Annotated in this window: 27 protein-coding genes and 1 tRNA gene; 27 read left to right on the plus strand and 1 reads right to left on the minus strand. The window is 72.3% G+C overall.

Annotation, left to right across the window (positions count from 1 at the left end):
- Window positions 1–253 precede the first annotated feature (253 nt).
- Window positions 254–326, plus strand: a tRNA-Arg gene (locus tag ACYU8I_RS01110).
- Here the strand turns inward: ACYU8I_RS01110 and ACYU8I_RS01115 are convergent.
- Entirely contained in the window at window positions 285–638 is a 354-nt protein-coding gene (locus ACYU8I_RS01115) for a helix-turn-helix domain-containing protein (protein WP_460836598.1), read from the minus strand. The two genes, ACYU8I_RS01110 and ACYU8I_RS01115, sit on opposite strands and share 42 nt — an antisense overlap.
- A 101-nt stretch (window positions 639–739) precedes the next feature.
- Here ACYU8I_RS01115 and ACYU8I_RS01120 point away from each other — a divergent pair, with 101 nt between their 5' ends.
- The 26 genes from ACYU8I_RS01120 to ACYU8I_RS01245 all read left to right on the plus strand — a co-directional run bounded on the left by ACYU8I_RS01120 (window position 740) and on the right by ACYU8I_RS01245 (window position 15,617).
- On the plus strand, window positions 740–949 hold the full coding sequence (locus tag ACYU8I_RS01120) for a MerR family transcriptional regulator (protein WP_460836480.1): 210 nt from the start codon (window positions 740–742) through the stop codon (window positions 947–949).
- Window positions 946–1,353: a hypothetical protein gene (locus ACYU8I_RS01125; protein WP_460836481.1), complete on the plus strand. Its 408-nt coding sequence runs from the start codon at window positions 946–948 to the stop codon at window positions 1,351–1,353. The genes ACYU8I_RS01120 and ACYU8I_RS01125 overlap by 4 nt, the downstream gene beginning before the upstream one ends.
- An 82-nt stretch (window positions 1,354–1,435) precedes the next feature.
- Complete coding sequence (locus tag ACYU8I_RS01130; protein WP_460836482.1) at window positions 1,436–2,011, plus strand: DUF3850 domain-containing protein; 576 nt, start codon at window positions 1,436–1,438, stop codon at window positions 2,009–2,011.
- 261 nt (window positions 2,012–2,272) lie between these two features.
- The gene (locus ACYU8I_RS01135; RefSeq protein WP_460836483.1) at window positions 2,273–2,710 is read left to right on the plus strand and encodes a hypothetical protein; all 438 of its coding nucleotides are present in this window, start codon (window positions 2,273–2,275) and stop codon (window positions 2,708–2,710) included.
- Window positions 2,707–4,335, plus strand: coding sequence for a ParB/RepB/Spo0J family partition protein (locus tag ACYU8I_RS01140; protein ID WP_460836484.1), 1,629 nt, complete (start codon window positions 2,707–2,709; stop codon window positions 4,333–4,335). The genes ACYU8I_RS01135 and ACYU8I_RS01140 overlap by 4 nt, the downstream gene beginning before the upstream one ends.
- Window positions 4,332–4,487 (plus strand): hypothetical protein, encoded by a 156-nt coding sequence (locus ACYU8I_RS01145; RefSeq protein WP_460836485.1) that lies wholly within the window; start codon window positions 4,332–4,334, stop codon window positions 4,485–4,487. The genes ACYU8I_RS01140 and ACYU8I_RS01145 overlap by 4 nt, the downstream gene beginning before the upstream one ends.
- A 103-nt stretch (window positions 4,488–4,590) precedes the next feature.
- Window positions 4,591–4,842: a DNA translocase FtsK gene (locus ACYU8I_RS01150; RefSeq protein WP_460836487.1), complete on the plus strand. Its 252-nt coding sequence runs from the start codon at window positions 4,591–4,593 to the stop codon at window positions 4,840–4,842.
- Complete coding sequence (locus tag ACYU8I_RS01155; protein ID WP_460836488.1) at window positions 4,839–5,120, plus strand: hypothetical protein; 282 nt, start codon at window positions 4,839–4,841, stop codon at window positions 5,118–5,120. Before ACYU8I_RS01150 ends, ACYU8I_RS01155 begins: the two co-directional genes overlap by 4 nt.
- The gene (locus ACYU8I_RS01160; protein WP_460836490.1) at window positions 5,120–5,518 is read left to right on the plus strand and encodes a hypothetical protein; all 399 of its coding nucleotides are present in this window, start codon (window positions 5,120–5,122) and stop codon (window positions 5,516–5,518) included. The genes ACYU8I_RS01155 and ACYU8I_RS01160 overlap by 1 nt, the downstream gene beginning before the upstream one ends.
- Complete coding sequence (locus ACYU8I_RS01165; protein ID WP_460836491.1) at window positions 5,515–5,946, plus strand: hypothetical protein; 432 nt, start codon at window positions 5,515–5,517, stop codon at window positions 5,944–5,946. Before ACYU8I_RS01160 ends, ACYU8I_RS01165 begins: the two co-directional genes overlap by 4 nt.
- The gene (locus ACYU8I_RS01170) at window positions 5,943–6,182 is read left to right on the plus strand and encodes a hypothetical protein (protein ID WP_460836492.1); all 240 of its coding nucleotides are present in this window, start codon (window positions 5,943–5,945) and stop codon (window positions 6,180–6,182) included. The genes ACYU8I_RS01165 and ACYU8I_RS01170 overlap by 4 nt, the downstream gene beginning before the upstream one ends.
- The gene (locus tag ACYU8I_RS01175; protein WP_460836493.1) at window positions 6,179–6,508 is read left to right on the plus strand and encodes a hypothetical protein; all 330 of its coding nucleotides are present in this window, start codon (window positions 6,179–6,181) and stop codon (window positions 6,506–6,508) included. The genes ACYU8I_RS01170 and ACYU8I_RS01175 overlap by 4 nt, the downstream gene beginning before the upstream one ends.
- Window positions 6,505–7,380 (plus strand): helix-turn-helix domain-containing protein, encoded by an 876-nt coding sequence (locus ACYU8I_RS01180; RefSeq protein ID WP_460836494.1) that lies wholly within the window; start codon window positions 6,505–6,507, stop codon window positions 7,378–7,380. The genes ACYU8I_RS01175 and ACYU8I_RS01180 overlap by 4 nt, the downstream gene beginning before the upstream one ends.
- Complete coding sequence (locus ACYU8I_RS01185) at window positions 7,380–7,604, plus strand: hypothetical protein (RefSeq protein WP_460836495.1); 225 nt, start codon at window positions 7,380–7,382, stop codon at window positions 7,602–7,604. Before ACYU8I_RS01180 ends, ACYU8I_RS01185 begins: the two co-directional genes overlap by 1 nt.
- Entirely contained in the window at window positions 7,601–8,725 is a 1,125-nt protein-coding gene (locus tag ACYU8I_RS01190; protein ID WP_460836496.1) for a hypothetical protein, read from the plus strand. The genes ACYU8I_RS01185 and ACYU8I_RS01190 overlap by 4 nt, the downstream gene beginning before the upstream one ends.
- Window positions 8,722–9,447, plus strand: coding sequence for a ParB/RepB/Spo0J family partition protein (locus ACYU8I_RS01195; protein WP_460836497.1), 726 nt, complete (start codon window positions 8,722–8,724; stop codon window positions 9,445–9,447). Before ACYU8I_RS01190 ends, ACYU8I_RS01195 begins: the two co-directional genes overlap by 4 nt.
- Window positions 9,448–9,456: 9 nt before the next feature.
- A complete protein-coding gene (locus tag ACYU8I_RS01200; RefSeq protein WP_460836498.1) occupies window positions 9,457–9,750 on the plus strand; it encodes a hypothetical protein in 294 nt (97 codons plus the stop codon).
- 65 nt (window positions 9,751–9,815) lie between these two features.
- Window positions 9,816–10,073, plus strand: a complete 258-nt coding sequence (locus ACYU8I_RS01205; protein ID WP_460836499.1) for a hypothetical protein — start codon at window positions 9,816–9,818, stop codon at window positions 10,071–10,073.
- A complete protein-coding gene (locus ACYU8I_RS01210) occupies window positions 10,070–11,767 on the plus strand; it encodes an ATP-binding protein (RefSeq protein ID WP_460836500.1) in 1,698 nt (565 codons plus the stop codon). The genes ACYU8I_RS01205 and ACYU8I_RS01210 overlap by 4 nt, the downstream gene beginning before the upstream one ends.
- On the plus strand, window positions 11,764–12,012 hold the full coding sequence (locus tag ACYU8I_RS01215) for a hypothetical protein (RefSeq protein ID WP_460836501.1): 249 nt from the start codon (window positions 11,764–11,766) through the stop codon (window positions 12,010–12,012). The genes ACYU8I_RS01210 and ACYU8I_RS01215 overlap by 4 nt, the downstream gene beginning before the upstream one ends.
- Window positions 12,013–12,065: 53 nt before the next feature.
- Window positions 12,066–12,632, plus strand: coding sequence for a ribonuclease H family protein (locus ACYU8I_RS01220; protein WP_460836502.1), 567 nt, complete (start codon window positions 12,066–12,068; stop codon window positions 12,630–12,632).
- Between the two features lie 39 nt (window positions 12,633–12,671).
- Window positions 12,672–13,406, plus strand: a complete 735-nt coding sequence (locus ACYU8I_RS01225; protein WP_460836503.1) for a hypothetical protein — start codon at window positions 12,672–12,674, stop codon at window positions 13,404–13,406.
- A 2-nt stretch (window positions 13,407–13,408) separates the two neighbouring features.
- The gene (locus ACYU8I_RS01230) at window positions 13,409–13,999 is read left to right on the plus strand and encodes a hypothetical protein (RefSeq protein ID WP_460836504.1); all 591 of its coding nucleotides are present in this window, start codon (window positions 13,409–13,411) and stop codon (window positions 13,997–13,999) included.
- Window positions 13,996–14,655, plus strand: coding sequence for a hypothetical protein (locus ACYU8I_RS01235; RefSeq protein ID WP_460836505.1), 660 nt, complete (start codon window positions 13,996–13,998; stop codon window positions 14,653–14,655). The genes ACYU8I_RS01230 and ACYU8I_RS01235 overlap by 4 nt, the downstream gene beginning before the upstream one ends.
- A gap of 124 nt (window positions 14,656–14,779) precedes the next feature.
- Window positions 14,780–15,409 (plus strand): hypothetical protein, encoded by a 630-nt coding sequence (locus ACYU8I_RS01240; protein WP_460836507.1) that lies wholly within the window; start codon window positions 14,780–14,782, stop codon window positions 15,407–15,409.
- Window positions 15,402–15,617 (plus strand): hypothetical protein, encoded by a 216-nt coding sequence (locus ACYU8I_RS01245; RefSeq protein ID WP_460836508.1) that lies wholly within the window; start codon window positions 15,402–15,404, stop codon window positions 15,615–15,617. The genes ACYU8I_RS01240 and ACYU8I_RS01245 overlap by 8 nt, the downstream gene beginning before the upstream one ends.
- Window positions 15,618–15,628: the final 11 nt, after the last annotated feature.

A 15,628-nucleotide genomic window follows, 5' to 3' on the forward strand; every position in this document is an offset into this window, starting at 1 on the left:
GATCCAGGGGGTGTGGCCTGCCTCACACCGCCAGTCGACCGAGCCTGCCGAGACCGTCCGCCTCGCTGGTCGAGCCCGGTCGCCTCGTGGGTCGAGCTTGTCGAGACCATCCGCGCCGCCCGGGCTGGTCGAGGTGCGAGGAGCCCCTGGGCGACGAGCCTCGAGACCCGGTGACACGTGAACCGGCGCCGCCCGATTTCGACCCCACCCACCAGGTCGGCTAAGGTTCTCGGGTCCGCAGCAATGTGGATGGGCGCCTGTAGCTCAACGGATAGAGCATCTGACTACGGATCAGAAGGTTTGGGGTTCGAATCCCTACAGGCGCGCAGCACACGGTCACCGACCGGCAAGAGCGTCGTCCCGCCACCCGGGGCGGCGCTCTTCGCGTTCTGGCCGTCGTCGTGTCCCGTCGTCAGCCACTGCAGGCTGACACCCGTCTTCGCGGCCCACTGGTCCAGCACGATCGGCTTGGGACCGCGCGTGCCGAGCTCGCGCTCGTAGTTGCTGACGGTCCCGCGCGAGACGCCGAGTAGCGCGGCGAACGGTCCCTGCTCGTAGCCCGCGTGCTCGCGGGCCTTGCGAAGGCGATCACCGAGGGTGAACTCGGGGACAAGGCCTCTCGCTGGCTGCGTGGTCATGCGCCCATGATGCCGCGCCTGCGCAAGTTTGTGCAAGACACCGCGACTCGCCGCATGCGGATACTTGCGCAGAGTTCTAGACCGTGCCTAGGTTTGCGCACATGCATAAGACCGCCCCGTTGATCGGGTCTGCGCAGGCGGCGGAGGTTCTCGGGGTCAACCGGGCGACCTTCAACCGCTGGGTGTCCGCCGGCAAGGTGCCCGTCGCCGTCGAGATGGCCGGCGCCACTGGCGCTCGTCTCTTCGACGCCGGCGTCATCGACGAGCTCGCCTACCAGCGGTCTCAGGGCGCAGCGGAGGCCTCGGCATGAGAGCGCTCGAGAACGCCGCGGCCGACCTGATGTCAATCGAGTCGGTCGACGCGCGCCGAGAGGACGTGCGCGGGCAGGTCAACGAACTCGGCGAGCTGCCCGAGTGCCTGGCGGGATGTGGCTTCCTGCTGGTCTGGGACACCGGGCGCTGGGGCAACCTCAGCCCGGAGCAGCGGCGGGACCTCGGACGACTCGGCGTGCGCCGCCGCGGCGGCCGCGGTCTGTGCAGCGCGTGCTACTTCCGCGCCCAGCGCGACGGCACCATCGACGCCTTCCAGTGTGGTCGGGGCGAGACCGGCGCCTGCACCAGGTGCTCGATCGAGTCCGGGCTCACCGACGGCCTGTGCGGCGACTGCCGACTGGTGTGCAGCGACCTCCACGAGCTCGAGCGGTGGGCGTCGTGACCGGGCTCGTCGCCATCGGGGTGCTCGGACTGCTGGTGTTCGTCTGTGCGCTGATCGCGATCCTCAGCAGCGAGGGCCGGCGATGATGGCCACCGAGCACGTCCCCGAGGCCACCCACGTCCTGAAGACCAACCCGCGCTTCTTCGGCGAGGCCTGGGCCGGCTGGAAGCCCTACGAGGTCCGCGTCAACGACCGCGGCTTCCAGCACGGCGACACCGTGCTCCTCGTCGAGTACGACCCGCTCGCGTACTGCGAGTGCACGAACCGCCACCACGGCAACCGCACGTTCTGCTCGCGGTACTCCGGGCGCTGGATCGCAGCCACCGTTGGCTTCGTCTTCCCGCTGCGGGACACCGACCCCGGCCAGCCGCCGCGCGTCGTCTTCGGGCTGCTCGACCGAGAGCGCTCAGACGGCAACCTGGTGCAGGACGGCGACGCCGACTTCCCCGCTGACCGGCCCGTGCACGCGCCCATCCCGCGCCGCGACACGAGCACTACGTACCACCCGTCACGCGAGCCAGGCCCCGAGCCGAACCCCGAGCCGAACCCCGAGCCGAACCCCGAGTCGCGCCCACCCGCCTCTGTGTCACGAACCGAGCCGTGGTGGGACCGGACACGGCGCTACCTGCATGGAGTGACTGGCGGGTTGTTCCGGTGACCACACCTGCGACGTGCGCACGCCCGCTGCCTGTGCAGCCCGGTGGACCGGGCCGGCACCCGCTGGAGGCCCGGCGGGCTGCACCTGGAGAGGCCATCGGGCGTGCGCACCCCGAGCCACGACTGCAGGCGGTGACGCCGCCCCCCTAGAGCCGCCGTCCGGGTCCCCGCTGATCCCCCCGACACGAGGACCCGGACGGCCCCACACCACCGCGCCACAGCGACCGCCCACCCCGCTGCGCACCCACCGAAGGAGACCCCCATGACCACCCACACCACCGCGAGCAGCCGACCCCAGGCCGCGCCCCACCCCAGGCCGCCCGCCCCCCGCGTCGTACGCCGTTCCTACGGTCAGCTGACCATCGAGCTCGACAACGACCAGGCCGTGGCGCTCGCACGGGTCCTCGCGCACTACGACGCCCTGGTCCACCAGACCTGGTCCCAGCTCAGCGACCAGATCCTCGTCGACGTCGACCACGACGACGTCCCGGCCCTGGCCAGCTGCCGCGACTACCAGCCCGACACGTGGCAGCCCGTCACCGTGTCGCTGCTGACCCTCGTCGCCGGCCGTCTCGGCCTGCTGCCCCCTCCACCCTCCGGCGTCAGTCAGGGCGGTGCCGTGGCCGCAGCCTGCACGCGCCTGCTGGTAGGCGGCGTCGCTGACCAGCCCGCCGACGGCGCGGTCGGGGGACAGGCATGACGACCCCAGCCAAGGCCTCAACGCCCAGCCCGAAGGCGTCAACCAGCGGCTCGAAGGCCTCGACACCGGCCAAGAAGACGTCGAGCGCCCGACCGAGGCAAGCGGCCGCCAAGCCGGCGCCCGCCGCGGCGCCGACCTCGACCCCCGGCACCGACCCGTCGCCCGATACGCCGTTCGCGCAGCCCCGGCTCGTCGACGTCGTGAAGCACCCGAGCAACCCGCGCCACCGCGCGGTCGCCGACCCCGACATGGTCGCGTCGGTGCGCGCCCAGGGCCTGCTGCAGGCCATCACCGTGGCGCCCCACCCCCACGAGGCCGGTAAGTGGATCCTCATCGCGGGCCACCGCCGCATCGACGCCGCGAAGAAGGCCAAGCTCCAGACCGTCCCCGCGTTCGTGCGCTGGGATCTCTCCACCGACGCCACGCAGCTCGAGGCGATGCTCGTCGAGAACCTGCACCGCGCGGACCTCACCCCGATCGAGGAGGCCGAGGGCTACCACCAGCTGACGCTGATGGGGCACACGCAGAAGGCGATCGCGGAGAAGGTCGGTCGCGACGTCAAGACCGTGCGCTCCCGGCTCAAGCTGCTCAAGCTGCAGCCGTCGACGCGGAAGAAGGTCCACGCCGGCCAGCTGCGCCTCGAGGACGCGGCCGCGGTCACCGAGTTCGCCGACGACCCAGCCGCCACCAAGCGCCTCGAACGCGCCGCCAGCGGCGACGGGTTCAACCTGCGCCAGCAGATCCAGCGCGAGCGCCGCCGCGCCAAGGCCGAGCGTGAGGTCGCCGAGCAGGAGGCCGAGCTGCTCGCCGCCGGCGCCCGCCAGCACGAGCTCGGCGAGTACGAGCACATCTGGTCGATGAAGAGCGCCCGGCGCCTGACGGCGACCTTCTCCGTGGAGTGGTCCGACCACGACGGGTGCCTGGGCTACGTGAAGACCGCGGCCGACGAGTGGACCGACCCGGCGGTGACCCCGGTGTGCCTCGACGTCGCGAAGCACGATGCCGAGGCCGCCGAGCAGGACCGGGTCGAGGAGGAGGCCCGGGATGCGGCTCGCAGGGCGCAGGAGGATGCCACTGCGGCTGACGACGCTGCGGCCGACGTTCGGCTGCAGACCCTGCTCGACCTCGTGGGCACCGACACACACCTCCCCGACGCGGTTGCCGACCTGGTGCGTGTACTGCTGCCGACCCGCGTCGCTGACCTCTACGGCACCGCTCTAACGCGCTACCAGGACGCGATGGAGATCGCGTCCGCTGACCGGTGGACGTTCATCAACGGCTACAACGAGGCCGCCCTGGCTCGCACGGGCTCGAGCAACCAGATGCTCATGAAGCTTCGTCAGCACCTCGACGGGATGGCGACGTGTACACGCGGCACGCTGACCCGTGCACTGATCGTCGCGCTCACCGTCCCCGCCGACGAGAACCTCACGAGGGCGAGCGACCACCGGGTCGGTGAGGCGAAGCGGTACCTCGAGCTGCTCGTCGAGGCCGGCCACCCGTTCAGCGACGTCGACCAGCGGCTGCGTAGCTCCGTGGACGAGGCCTGGGACAAGCGCGGCAACAAGCCTCTGGCCGAGGTCCTCGGGGGCGCGCTCGGCCAAGACGGCGAGGCCGCGTCGTGAGCGGCGTACGCCTCTCGCTGTCGGCGTACGTCGTCGACCCCGCCCTCGCGACCCGCACCGCCGAGCAGTTCGCGCGCACCAGCGTCGGCCTCGCCCTCGACGGCGTCGACACCTTCCTGAGCATCGCCCCCGACACCGGCCCGGAGGACTGATGGACGTCTACGAGCTGGGCCGCGCGCTGTGCGGCGTCGTCATGGTCGCCGCGATCCTCGGCGCCGGCGTGTTCTGCACCTACGGCTACGGACGGTGGTGGCAGTGACCGACGCACCGCTCGAGCAGGACCCTCTGCTGCTCTCAGCCGCCCAGTTCGCGATCCGCCGCGGCCGGGTCAACGTCGCCGACCTGCGCGGCAAGTTCCCGATCGGCGCCCCGCGCGCTCGCGTGCTGCTGCAGCAGCTCGAGGACAACGCGATCGTCGGCCCCGACGACGGCCGACGGCACCGCGAGGCCCTGCTCGCGGTGCGCGACCTGCCCGCCGTACGCCGGCAGCTCGGGGGGCCCCGGTGAGCACCGCCCCCACTCCCACCCCCACCTGCAACTGCTACGGCGACCACGAGCTCGCGCGCGTGCTCGAGCTGATGGCGGCCGGCTTCGACCAGCGCACCGCCTCGCTCATGGTGTGGGCGCCTGAGCACCCCGACGCGGTGCCCCAGCTCGACGACCCGCCCGCCACCTGGTCGCGATGGGCAGCCGTCGAGGTGCGCCGCGTCGCCAACGCCGCACGCCGCGCTCTCGGCATGCCTGCGCTGCCCGCCGTGCCCGTCGTTGAGCGGAGCCCAGGGTGATGACCGGACGGACGAACGACAACCCCGGCAGCGGGTCGAGCGGTGCCCGCACCTGGCTCGTCGACGGCAAGCTCCCCGGTCGACGGCACCGGTGCCGCGCCTGCAACAGGGTCATCGTGTTCGCTCGGACCGTCGCGACCGACCGCGGCCGCGGCGGCAAGCTCATGCCCCTCGATCTCGAGCCGCACCCCGACGGCAACGTCGGCGCCCGGATGCACGGTCGAGATCTCGTCTGCGAGGTCCTGTCGAGGGACTGCTCCTTCGACCCGTCCTGGGCCCGCGCCATGCCCCACTTCGCGACGTGCGGCAGCCGCGGCGCCGCTCGAGAAGACGGCCGCCGTCTCGCCGACGACATCGAGACCTGGCTACGCGAGACCACCGGAGGCGCGACCCCATGACCCACGTCCATCCCCAGTGCTCCTGCGTCGCCTGCCGGCTGCGCCGCGGCCTCGCCCAGCACACCCCACGCAACGAGCCCATCGCCACCGGCACCCGCGGGATCCTGCTCGAGCACCGCCAGCAGGTCGACGGCCCCGCCGGACCCGTCGTCGACCCGCGCCCCCGCGACTTCGGCGCCGACGTCGTCAGCGCCCTGGCCAGCCTCCGACTCGTCACGCTGGCCAGCGGCCACCGACCGACCAGCAAGCCACGCGCCCGGGTGCTGCGCCGCGGTACGCACCCCGACGCCGAGCACTGGTCGACCGCCTACAGCGTCGTCCAGGTCAAGATCGACGTCGCGTGCTTCCACCCGCCGTGGTTCCGCTGCCCCGACACCGCCGGCGCCCCCGACGCGCCGATGCGCCCTCCAGCGGGCGGTGACACGTGAGGACCCCGACCTGCGCCCCGAGATGCGCTGCCTGCTCCGCCCCCGCGAAGCGCGAGCTCGTCCGCGACGGCAACCCGTTCTGCTCGTCGTGCTGGTCCGACGTGCCCACCAAGGCCCGCAAGGCCCTCAAGGCCGCAGCCAGCGACCTTGCGCGGTGGCCTAGCACCACGCACGTGCGGGCCGCGCACGACGTCGCGCTGCGCGCTGCGGTCGCTGCTGCTCGAGGCCGCCGGTGACCCCGCCGCGGGGACGTCGCCGGCGTCGCGGCTCGGGCCCGATCCGGTGCGACGACTGCCACCGGCCGGTCGACATGCTCTCCGACCCCCACGCCCCCCACCGGACACGCCCGTTCGAGCAGCGTCAGGTCGACGGCCGCACCCACATCGGCGTCGCCGCCTACCCCGTCGAGGGCCGCCGCGCGTGGCTGCTGCGCGACCTCGTCGAAGACCTCATGATCCGCCGGCGGTGCAGCCGGCAGGAGGCCGAGCAAGAGGCCTACGCCATGCCCTGGCAGCCCGTGCACCAGTGCCGCCACCTCCCGGAAGGAGACCCCGCCCCGTGAGCCACCAGGCCACCACCTGGGCCCTCAACGTCGGCTCCGAGGCCGGCGAGAAGGGCGTCGGCGACACCGCCCGCAAGTTCCTGCTGGTCGCCATGGCCGACCACGCCCACAAGGACGGCCGTAACAGCTTCTGCAAGCGCGAGACGCTCGCCGAGTACCTCGAGTGCGACGTGCGGAGCATCGGCCGCTACCAGCGACGTCTCATCGCCGACGGGTTCATCCGCCGCGGCGACCAGAGCATCGTCAGCGGCCGCGGCGACCGTCGACCAGTCGTCTACGACCTGGCGATGACCGAGGCCACCCGGGCCCGCTGGGCCGCGGCCGCGAAGGCCGGCGACAGCTCTTGGGACGCCGAGCAGGCCGCGTTGCAGCACACCGGCGCCGCCGCCGGGGCCCCGGAAGCGCGGCAGGACAACCTGTCCCCCCGTCCTCAGGGTCACGACGAGACACATGTGTCCCCCCGCGACGACCCCGACGCCCCGCCCGCCCCACCCGCCACGGGGGGACGCACGGCAGGACACACGGGGGGACAGACGGCAGGACAGGAACCCGGTCACGGGGGGACATCTGTGTCCCACAGAACCCATGAACCAGATGAACCACTTCCCCCCCATCCCCCCGCCAGCGGGGGGAGCGCCGCCTCGACACCGAGCTGCGCCAGCTGCCGCGGGCTGCGTCCCTGCCGCTCGTGCGGCACCACCCCTCGCCAGCTCGAGGCCGCAGCCCGGAAGGCCGCGGCCGCGGAGAAGCGCGCGGCCGACCGCGTCGCCGACGAGCAGGCCCGTCGCGACCGCGATGCCCAGGCCGCCAGCCCCGAGGCGAAGAAGCGCCACACCGACGAAGCCCGCCAGCTCATCCGGAGGACCGCCTGATGCCGCTCACCGACGACGACCGCGAGTACCTCAAGCACTGCCGCAGCGAAACCGTCCGTTGCGACAACGCCATCCTCCGGCTGGGCACCGCACCCGTCGACCCCGACCTGTCGCCCTCCGACACCGTCGAGGCCGAGCGAGTCCGAGACCTGCGCATCGACGAGCTCCGCAAGGAGCGCGACCTCTGGGCCCAGCTGGCCAGCGAGCTGGGCCGTCGACGATGACGACGATCGCTCGCATCACCGCGGCACACGAGGACCAGACCCGCCACGAGCGCTTCCTCGAGCGGATCCAGCTGCCGACCGGCATGCTCCAGGCCGAGACCGCCGCCACGCTACGGCTCCTCGCCGGCGAGGCCACGCTGCTCCACCACCTCGTCGACAGCCGCCAACGCGGCCTCGGGTTCCTCACCATGGAGGCCAAGCAGGCCCGAGCCGAGCAGCACGCCGACGACGTCGCCGCCCGCGCCGAGCTCGTCGACATCTGCGCCCGCCTCGGCATCGACGTCCCCAACGGCCACGGCGCCACCGACGCCCCCGGCAACGTCACCGCCATGTCAGTCGACGACCAGGTCGGCCGGCGACTGCGCAGCCTCAACGCAGCCCTGCGCAAGCACCTGCGCACCTGGCCCGCCGACCGGCGTCTACTGGCAGCCGACGCGGGCACCGCAGCGACCGTCGAGCAGACCGCGGTCCTCGTCGCCCTGATCGACCAGGTCCGACCGCTCGCCCGCGTCCTCGAGGTCATCGAGGAGCTCGTGCTCGACGTCGACGTCATCGTCGAGGGCACCGACCGCAGCCGCCTGCCGGGCGCCACCTGCCCGTTCTGCAACCTCGACACCCTCGTCATCGAGTGGCGCACCTGGACCATCCGCTGCGACAAGCCACTCGGCGCGGCCCAGCACGAGGCCTGCGTCTGCGACGACGGCTACTGCGAGTGCCACCGCAACCCCGTCGCCTTCCGCCACACGTGGCTCATGAGCGCCGGCATCGGCCGCGGCTCCTGGGTCTGGCTCGGCCAGCGCAGCGGCGTCGGCGCCCAGGTCAGCAAGCACATCTACGCCGCCAACGCCGATGTCCAGTCACGCAAGCGCCGCCTGGCCCGCCTCAGCAAGAAGATCGCGACCGCCCAAGCCCGCCCCGACGTCGACGCCGCCATCCGTCAGCGCCTCGACCAGGCCCAGCGTGCCCGCCACGCCGGCCCAGCCGACCAGGTCGTCGGGCGACCCGCGACCGATGCCGAGCGGTGCGTCGAGACCGACCTGCCCGCCGACTTCTGTCGGTGCCCCGCCTGCACCCACCTCGACCAGCGACCCACCGACGCCAGGAAGGCACCGACCTCATGAGTCCAACCGAGGGCAGGGTCATCAAGGGCCTCGCCATGTTCGACATCGACCGGATCCGCACCTCGCCGAACAACCCCCGCAAGGTCTTCGCCGGCATCGAGGAGCTCGCCTCGAGCATCCGCGCCATCGGACTGCTCCACCCGATCCTCGTCCAGGACATCCCGGGCGGCGGGTTCCAGATCGTCGACGGCCACCGCCGCCACGCCGCCGCCCGCCTCGCGGGCCTGCAGCGCGTGCCCTGCGTCGTACGCCGCGACATGCTGCCCGACGACGAGCTCATCGCCATGCTCGTCGCCAACGGCCAGCGCGCCGGCCTCGACCCAGTCGAGGAGGCCCGCGCCTTCGCCAGCCTCCGCGCCGGCGGTCACTCCGTCGAGACCATCGCGGCCCGCAACGGTCGCTCCGTCGCCTACGTGCGTAGCCGCCTCGACCTGCTGCAGCTCCCCACGGCCGACCAGGAAGCCATCCGCAACGGCCACTTCTCCGCGACGTACGGCAACGAGCTGATCCGCGCGCAACGCGCCGCCGACCGGCAAGCCGCCAACCCTGTCGCCCGACCCGTCGGCCGCCCCAAGGGCGCCACCACCAAGCCCTACTTCGGCGACACCCACCCCCTCGCAAAGGCCGCCCGATCCCTCTGCGACCACCGCGGCGTCCCGAAGGTCGCCGGCACCGCCTGTGGCCCTTGCTGGGAAGCCGTCATCCGCAACGACGCCAACTAGGAGACCCCCATGACCACCCACGCTCTCGAGCTCCCGTGCCGCGTCTGCGGTCGGGCCAACAACGCCACCTCCAACGCAACCCCCGGTCACGGCCAGCCACCCGGGGACGGCCACGCCACCGTCTGCTGGGGGTGCTCCTGCGTCAGCATCTTCGTCGGCACCCCGCCGACCGAGCTGCGTGAACCCACCCCGCAGGAGTGGGCAGAACTCCGCCGCGACCCCTCGATCGCGGCGCTGCAGCAGGTGCGCCCCGTCTCCAGGACGCCACACGACGCGCTGCGACGAGCAGGACTCCTCCGATGAGGCGCCCGTCTCTCAGCGGCTGCCCGGCGCCGACCCGCGCTGACTTCGGAGTCCTCAGGTGCGTCGTGCGCGCGGACCGCTGCGACGAGCCGTCGCACCGGCCGTGGCGTCGGATCGCGTGGTTCATGGCCCTGCTGTGGGCCGTCAAGCCCTGGTGGCCCAACGCCAAGGGCAAGCTCGCCGACGCCGGCATCCGCGTCTGCAAGAGCTGCGGCTGCACCGATGACGCGGCCTGCGACCCGCCCTGCTGGTGGGTTGAGAGGTACCTCTGCAGCGCCTGCTCGCCCGACGCGCGGCCGGCCGGCTGGTGGCACGGCGCATGACCGACCAGCAGCTGAGCATCGCGCCCGACCTCGACCTCCCCCTCGAGGCCGTCACCGAGACCTTCGCCATCCTCGCCAAGCGCGGCAAGGGCAAGACGAACACCGCCGTCGTCATGGCCGAGGAGATGATCGGCGCCGGCATCCCCGTCGTCGTGCTCGACCCCGTCGGCGTCTGGTGGGGCATCCGCTCCAGCGCCGACGGTGCCGGCGAGGGGCTGCCCGTCGTCATATTCGGCGGCGACCACGCCGACGTCCCCCTCGAGGAGAAGGCCGGCGACCTCATCGCCGACGTCGTCGTCGACCGCCGCATGTCCGCGGTCATCGACCTGTCGTCGCTGTCGAAGTCCGCCTCACGCCGCTTCATGGGCCCGTTCGTTGAGCGGCTCTACCACCGCAACCGCGAAGCCCTTCACGTCATCGTCGACGAGGCCGACGCCTTCGCGCCCCAGCGGCCACAGGCCGACGGCGCCCGCCTGCTCGGCGCCATGGAGGACCTCGTCCGCCGCGGCCGCGCCCGCGGCATCGGCGTCACCCTCATCACCCAGCGGCCCGCCGTGCTCAACAAGGACGTCCTCACCCAGGCCGAGGTCCTCGTCGCGCTCGGCATGACCGGCGTGCGCGACGTCGCCGCGATCGACGAGTGGGTCCGCCTCCACGCCGACGACGACCAGGCCCGCCAGGTCAAGGCGTCACTGCCGAGCCTGCAGGTCGGCGACGCGTGGGTCTGGTCACCCGGGTGGCTCGACGTGCTGCAACGCGTCCACGTCCGCGCACGCCGCACCTTCGACTCCTCCGCCACCCCCAAGCCCGGCGAGAAACGCGTCACCCCGCAGCGCCTTGCCGACGTCGACCTCGCCGCACTCGGCGAGCAGATCACCGCCACCGTCGAACGCGCCAAGGCCGACGACCCCCGCGAGCTGCGCCGCCGCATCGCGCAGCTCGAGCGCGAGGTCGAGCAGCTCCGCGATGCCGAGCCCGACGTCGAGCACGTCGAGGTGCCCGCGGTCACCGACGAGCTCCTGCAGCAGTTCCGCGAGCACGCGATCGCGTTGCGCGACACCCTCGAGGAGATCGGCACCCAGCTCGTCGGGCTCGTCCCGCCTGCGCCGCGCGCCACCGAGGCCGCGCCGGTGCCGCCGGCCCCAAGGACAGCCGGCGCCGAGCCGCGCCTTGCCCAGCGACAGCGCGAACGCCCACCACGCGCCGGCGACGTCACGCTCAGGGCCGGCGCACGTCGCATGGTCGAGACGCTCGGCCGCATGCACCCGCTCCGGCTGACCAAGGGCCAGTGGGGCACGGTCGCAGGCCTCAAGACCACCGGCGGCACCTGGTCGACCTACCTCGGCGAGATCCGGCGCCTGGGCTTCATCGATGAGGACCACGCCGGCTTCACCCTCACCGAGGCTGGCTTCGACTACCTCGGCGGTCGACCCGACCCCATGACCGCGCCCGAGCTCCAGGACCACTACCGCAGCATCCTCCGAGCCGGCGCCGCCAAGATGCTCGACGCGCTCATCGAGGCCTACCCCACACCCCTAAGCAACGACGAGCTTGGCGAAGCGGCCGGCATCGCGACCACCGGCGGCACCTTCTCCACCTACCGCGGGGAGCTCGTCCGCAACGGCCTCGCCGAGCGGTCCCACCGCGGCGGCCTCGTCGCCACCGAGATCCTCATCCGCGGAGCCGACCAGTGACCCGCCAGCCCCGCCAGACCGGCAACACCGGCACTTCCTGCCCCGTCTGCGGAAAGCGCCGCTTCACCACCCGCCGGGCGGCGAAGAAGGTCGCCCGGCGGCTGAACCCCGGTCAGCACATGAACGTCTACCGCTGCGGCGAGTACTACCACTTCGGGCACATCCCCTCCGCCATTCGGCACGGCGCCATCACCCGCGACGACTACCGACCCCGGCCCGGCAGCACCAGGGGCGGTCTCCCATGACCGAGCAACTGCCCCCGCCACCCACCGTTGACACGCCTCACCCGTACACCACGGTGTACACCGACGGCTCATCCACGGGCCGCGTCGGCCCGGGCGGCTGGGCCTGGGTCACCACCGAGGGCCACTGCGCCTCCGGGTCCGCTCACGGCACCACCAACCAGCGCATGGAGCTCCAGGCCGCCCTCGAAGCCATCCAGGCGCTCCCTGGCCTGCTCCTGGTCGTCTCCGACAGCGAGTACGTCGTCAAGGGCGCCACCGAATGGTGGCCGAACTGGGCCCGCGTGAAGTACCGACGCGTCGCCAACGCCGACCTGTGGGAGCAGATCGTCACCGAGATCGAGCTGCGCGCCGGCGAAGTGCGCTTCGCCTGGGTCAAGGGCCACGCCGGCTACGAGCACAACGAGTACGCCGACCAGCTCGCCAAGGCAGCCAGGCACGAGCTCACGACCTGCCCCAGCTGCGGCGACCAGATGACCAGCGGCGGCATCGCGATCGTCTGCTCTCGCGCCGGCGCCAGCCGCGTGGCCCTGCCCTACCGCTGCCTGAACGCCGACTGCCGCGCCGACCGCGAGGCCCGCGCGATGGCCGACGCCGTCGCCGTCGGCGTCATCGACGCCTGACCGCTATCCGTCCACGCCCACCCACGAGAGGACCCCACCATGACCAATCTCGTCCCCGCCGAGGACATACAGCGCATCGTCGGCGCCCGCCGGCATCCCCTCTTCCACCTCGGCCGCGCCGCCAGCGACGGGGAGACCGTCTACATCCTGCACAGCAAGCTGTGCCGGGACTTTGGCATCGACCTCCGCGACTGCCCCTTCAGCCTCGCGCTCGACGAAGGCATCGACCTCCTCGGCGACGACTGGACCGAGGACGTCCCCCTCGGACTGGCGATCGTCGACGGGCGCCTCAAACCCGTTGCTCACACCGAGGGGCTGGTCCACGTCAACCGCACCGCTCCCGTCTTCAGCGCACCGCCCATGACGTTCGAGCAGCTGCGCCCGACCTTCGAGCTGCAGCCCAACGGCGTCCAGCTCGCGCTGCTGGGCGAGGACAGGGACGCCGGCGCGATCGCGCTAGGCGACATCACCGCCGCCGACATGCAGGAGGCGGCGACGAACGCTCTCGCCTTCGACGTCGAGGTCGGATCCGTCACCCGCAGGTGGGGCCTGTTCCGCGAGCACCGCGGCGACTGCGAGCTCCTTGAGCACCGGGCCGACTGCGGCGACGCCGAGATCTGCAAGCACACCGCCGACTGGGTCGAGGACCACGGCGACGCTACGCCCAGCTGCTACTGCGTCGACGCCGAGCGACCCTCCGAGTGGTGGGTCACCTTCAGCGACGCACCCCACCCGCCCGCCGGCGCCATCCGCATCACCCACTGGGAAGGCTGAGCATGACCACCACCCCCGACACACCCACCGAGACCGCCGACCGCGACACCGTCTGGGTGCGCACCGACGTCGACCACGACACCGGCGGCTACGTCGTCACCGTCAGCGCAGGCGAAGACCGCGCCCGGGCGTTCAAGCCGCCCCAGGCCATGCGCTACGCGGCCGCGGTGACCGCGGTCGCAGCCCAGGCCGAGCACGACGCCGCCGTCGGACGCCAGACCCAGGCGCTAGCCGCCGAGCAGGGCGAGCAGGCCGCGCTCGAGCACGCGGCCGGTGTCGTCAACCTGCTGCGCGGCGACCGCGCGTCGGTCGCGCCCAACGTCACCTACCCCATCCGGCTCACGCCCGGGGTCAACCCGAAGCTCGAGCCCTTCATCACCGTGGCGGTCGACGGCGACCAGCGGCTCGGGCAGTGGACCCCGGCCGCCGCGCGGGCTCACGCGATGCACGTCCTCGAGTCCGTCGCGGTCGCCGACCTCGACGCCGCCTACTACCGGGCGCTGCGCGGGCAGGTGGGTCTCGACGAGGCCACTGCACGAGCCGCCGTCTCCCAGCTGCAGAACCACCGCAACAACACGGAGGTCGACCAGTGAGCGACGAGACCACAACCGCCGCCAGCGAGCCGGACCTGCCAGCCGTGACCCAGCTCGACTGGCGCACCCTCGTTCCCACGCCCGAGGTGCACGCCTGCACCTGCGAGCACTGCGAGCTCGTGGGTGAGCTGGAGCCGATCGACTGGCCCACCCTGGCCACCTTCAGCTACGACGACGAGCAGTACGTCACCGACCGCGTCCTCGCCCTGCACGTCTCCCGAGCGCCCGTCCCCGACGACTGGGAAGGTCCACGCCTCGAGGCTGCAACACCGTCGGGCCTGAGCAACTGGTCCTGGCACATCGACGATGTCCCACCCACGGGCGTCCGGTTCCGCGGAGACATCCTCGCCGCCTTCCGCTTGCTCCGCTGGCGACTTCGCCGGCCAGTCGTCCCCGCAAGCGCTACTGGGGCCTACAGCCAGCTGCTCGCCGGCGTCGTCGACGAACACGGCCAGCACATCGGCTGGATCATGGGCCGCAAGACCGGCGGCGAGCTGTACGTCGAGCCGGGCGGCGGCCGGCCCTGGAGAGAGACCCAGGAGTCCTGTCCCCGCTGTGGCGTCGAGTCGGGCCGATCACACGCCTTGGGTGCAGAAGAGGGCGGCTGCGACTACGACGGCCCGGCCGGCGCGACCGAGGCGGCTGACGAGCGGTGAGCGGCGAGGCGGACGGCTTCTGCCCCCGGTGCGGTGCGCTCGAGGACGAGTACTGCGTGACCGCGGGCGGCAAGATGCGGCCCGATCACGCTGGGCGCCACCCCTACCCGGACGAGGCTTCCCGGTGAGCGCGCTGAGCGACGAGACCGAGGTGTGGGGACTGCTGCAGTACGTCAACGAGCACGTCGGCCTACCCGAGATCGCCGTCGTCGACCGCGACGGCCGCATGCTCTGGCTCTGGTTCAACGAAGAGGGTGGCGACGACCTCTGGCCGCGCGCTGTCATCCTCGCCGGCGACGACGAGACAGCGAGTGAGCCCCGCGACGTGGCCTGGAGTGACCTCGCGTTCCCGCTTCGCGTGCTGTGGCCTGAGGCGACACCGACAGGCGCGCAGCCGGGCGAGGTGGCGTCATCGCCGGGCTGTGACTGCAGCGAGCTCTGCGAGATGGGCCCTACCTGTCCAGGTGGGATGCTCGCCCGGTTGTCTGGGTGGGGGTGTCACCGTCAGCCCGCAGCGTTGAACGTGGCCGAGCACGCCGAGCTCGAGGCGTACCGCGCCGAGGACCTGCGCCAGCGTCAGTGGTCGGCGGGCCTGGCCGAGAGCGACGTACGGTGCATCGACTGCGACCTACGCTATGGCGAGCGCGACCAGTACAGCTGCGTCATCGAGGGCACAGCCCACCGGTACGACGAGGCCGAGCTAGCAGAGGCGCGGGTCCTGGCGCCGCCGGCCATACCGCGGGCCGATGGCTGACCTGAGCCAACAGGTCACCGCGGCCGAGGCAGCAACCATCCTCGGCATTACGCCAGCCACGATCTACATGTGGAAGCGCCGCAACCTGGTGGAGCCGGTGTCGTACCGGTACGGCAGAGGCCGCGGCGGAACCGTCCCGGAGTACGACCTGACCGAGCTGCGCGAGGTCGCCGAGCGGATGGCTAGCACCCGGCACCGACAGTCCTGACAGGCGTGTCG

The sequence above is a fragment of the Nocardioides marmoraquaticus genome, assembly GCF_054777915.1.

Coding starts and splice junctions, on each gene's coding strand:
- ACYU8I_RS01115 (WP_460836598.1), bottom strand. CDS start 638: ATGACCACGCAGCCAGCGAGAGGCCTTGTCCCCGAGTTCACCCTCGGT.
- ACYU8I_RS01120 (WP_460836480.1), top strand. CDS start 740: ATGCATAAGACCGCCCCGTTGATCGGGTCTGCGCAGGCGGCGGAGGTT.
- ACYU8I_RS01125 (WP_460836481.1), top strand. CDS start 946: ATGAGAGCGCTCGAGAACGCCGCGGCCGACCTGATGTCAATCGAGTCG.
- ACYU8I_RS01130 (WP_460836482.1), top strand. CDS start 1,436: ATGATGGCCACCGAGCACGTCCCCGAGGCCACCCACGTCCTGAAGACC.
- ACYU8I_RS01135 (WP_460836483.1), top strand. CDS start 2,273: ATGACCACCCACACCACCGCGAGCAGCCGACCCCAGGCCGCGCCCCAC.
- ACYU8I_RS01140 (WP_460836484.1), top strand. CDS start 2,707: ATGACGACCCCAGCCAAGGCCTCAACGCCCAGCCCGAAGGCGTCAACC.
- ACYU8I_RS01160 (WP_460836490.1), top strand. CDS start 5,120: ATGACCGGACGGACGAACGACAACCCCGGCAGCGGGTCGAGCGGTGCC.
- ACYU8I_RS01165 (WP_460836491.1), top strand. CDS start 5,515: ATGACCCACGTCCATCCCCAGTGCTCCTGCGTCGCCTGCCGGCTGCGC.
- ACYU8I_RS01185 (WP_460836495.1), top strand. CDS start 7,380: ATGCCGCTCACCGACGACGACCGCGAGTACCTCAAGCACTGCCGCAGC.
- ACYU8I_RS01190 (WP_460836496.1), top strand. CDS start 7,601: ATGACGACGATCGCTCGCATCACCGCGGCACACGAGGACCAGACCCGC.
- ACYU8I_RS01195 (WP_460836497.1), top strand. CDS start 8,722: ATGAGTCCAACCGAGGGCAGGGTCATCAAGGGCCTCGCCATGTTCGAC.
- ACYU8I_RS01200 (WP_460836498.1), top strand. CDS start 9,457: ATGACCACCCACGCTCTCGAGCTCCCGTGCCGCGTCTGCGGTCGGGCC.
- ACYU8I_RS01210 (WP_460836500.1), top strand. CDS start 10,070: ATGACCGACCAGCAGCTGAGCATCGCGCCCGACCTCGACCTCCCCCTC.
- ACYU8I_RS01225 (WP_460836503.1), top strand. CDS start 12,672: ATGACCAATCTCGTCCCCGCCGAGGACATACAGCGCATCGTCGGCGCC.
- ACYU8I_RS01230 (WP_460836504.1), top strand. CDS start 13,409: ATGACCACCACCCCCGACACACCCACCGAGACCGCCGACCGCGACACC.
- ACYU8I_RS01245 (WP_460836508.1), top strand. CDS start 15,402: ATGGCTGACCTGAGCCAACAGGTCACCGCGGCCGAGGCAGCAACCATC.